At 33.8% G+C, this 2,090-nt stretch carries 2 protein-coding genes; both read left to right on the top strand.

Going from position 1 to position 2,090, the window contains the following annotated elements; translation table 11 throughout:
* Nucleotides 1-476, top strand: a 476-nt coding sequence (locus ACKTSW_RS10450; protein ID WP_408025211.1) for a GEVED domain-containing protein, incomplete at its 5' end; no start/stop codon positions are given.
* Nucleotides 477-704: 228 nt separating this feature from the next.
* The coding region (locus tag ACKTSW_RS10445; RefSeq protein WP_408025210.1) for a M43 family zinc metalloprotease at nt 705-2,090 on the top strand (1,386 nt) is incomplete at its 3' end.

The following is a 2,090-nucleotide window of genomic DNA, read 5'->3' as shown; positions in this document are numbered from 1 at the left end:
TTGAGTCAAGTGAAAAAGTAGCTTCAGGAAACTCAACAAGCGCAGGTAATTTATCGTACAATGTAAGTGTACCGTCAAGTGCAAGATTAGGATTAACAAGAATGAGAGTATCGATGAAATGGAATGGGTCTCAAACAGCATGTGAAGCTTTTTCTTACGGAGAAGTTGAAGATTATACGGTTAATATTGTTTCGAGTGCAAGACAAGATAATATTGTAGACGCAGAAAGATTAGGAAATGAAGCAACTCAAGACTTAGAGATATATCCAAACCCTACTATTGATTTTGTAAATGTTAAATTAAGTTCTTTAGCAGAAGATACTACATTTAGAATTATAGACACAAGAGGAAGAATGGTTAAATCAGGAGTTTTAGACGCTACAAATATTAATGTTTCAAAATTAAAAACAGGATTATATATCCTTGAAGTTAATGATGGTCAAAAGCTATTAAAAACTAAATTTCTGAAGAAATAAACTTAAAAATCAAAGTATAAAAAAGTAAAAGCCTTAGAGACTCCTCTAAGGCTTTTTACTGGTTATTAGTATGTTATAATGAATTTATCTTTTGTTTTTTTAGGTTTTTAGCAAAAAAAATATATATTTGCCAATGTTTTAACAAATAATTAAGGACTTTTTACTTCAAAAATAATCAGAGAAAGTTCATAATTTTTTTATTAACTCGATTAAAAAACCCCCTTCAGAATGAAAAACAAAATTACTCTAGCACTTTTGTGCTTATTTTTTATTGGAGCCTCGTTTGCTCAAGAAAAAAGAAACTGTTACTCGATGGAAAATCTTGAGTACAGACAATCTCTCAATCCTTCTTTAAAAAGCAAAATGCAAGAGATAGAATCCTTTACTCAAAAGAGGATTGCAGAAAAGAAAAACTACCAAGGAAAAATAGTAGGAAATGTAATTCAAATTCCTGTAGTTGTACATGTTATTTATAATAATTCTCAAGAGAATATTAGTGTGGCACAAATTCAGTCACAAATAGATGTTTTAAATGAAGATTTTAGAAGAACTAATTCAGATAAAACAGACAAATGGTCGCAAGCAGCAGACACAGAAATAGAGTTTTATTTAGCTCAAGTTGATCCTAATGGTAACCCTACAAATGGAATTACAAGAAAATCTTCTACTAGAACCTCTTGGGGGGTAAATGATGCGATGAAAAAAGCATCACTAGGAGGAGTAAATCCATGGGATACTTCAGAGTATCTTAACATGTGGATATGTAACATAGGTGGAGAAATTTTAGGATATGCACAGTTTCCAGGAGGTAGCGCATCTACTGATGGAATTGTGATGAGTCCGCAATATTTTGGTAGTTCAGATAAAGGATCAAACTTTTACTTATCAGCTCCTTTTGATAAAGGAAGAACAACGACACACGAAGTTGGTCACTTTTTAAACCTAAACCATATTTGGGGAGGGGGTTGTGGTGCTGATGATTTTGTTTCTGATACTCCAGAATCAGATACTGCAAATTATGGATGTTCTACAGGACATACTTCTTGTGGATCAGTAGATATGGTTGAAAATTATATGGATTACTCGAATGACACATGTATGAACCTATTTACTTTAGGGCAAAAAAATAGAATGCATGTAGTTTTAGAGTCAGGCGGGGCACGTAGAAGCTTAGCATTATCTGATAAAACAGGAGGTTCTAGCCCATGTACAGCAACCGTACCAACAGGAGTTTCTACAACAGGAGTAACATCAACAGGAGCAGCAGTATCATGGAGTTCAGTTTCAGGAGCAACGTATGATGTAAGATATCGTCAAGTAGGAACATTTTCATGGACAACGAATTCGGTTTCAGGAACTTCAACATCATTAAGCGGATTATCAGCATCTACTCAATACGAAGTGCAAGTTCGTAGTAAATGTTCAGGAGGGTCAAATTCAGCATATAGTGCTTCTTCAATCTTTACTACATCAGATGTAACAATTAGTTACTGTTCATCAAAAGGAGACAGTGTTTCAGATGAATATATTGGAAGAGTAGAATTAGGAAGTATCGATAATACTTCAGGACCAGGAAATGGGTACTCTGATCATACAGGAATTTCAACGAACCTA

Origin of the sequence: Tenacibaculum sediminilitoris (genome assembly GCF_964513795.1) — a bacterium.
GTDB classification, from domain to species: Bacteria; Bacteroidota; Bacteroidia; order Flavobacteriales; family Flavobacteriaceae; genus Polaribacter; species Polaribacter sediminilitoris.
Note: the sequence above shows the minus strand (reverse complement) of the source record. Positions and strands in the feature narration are given on the sequence as shown.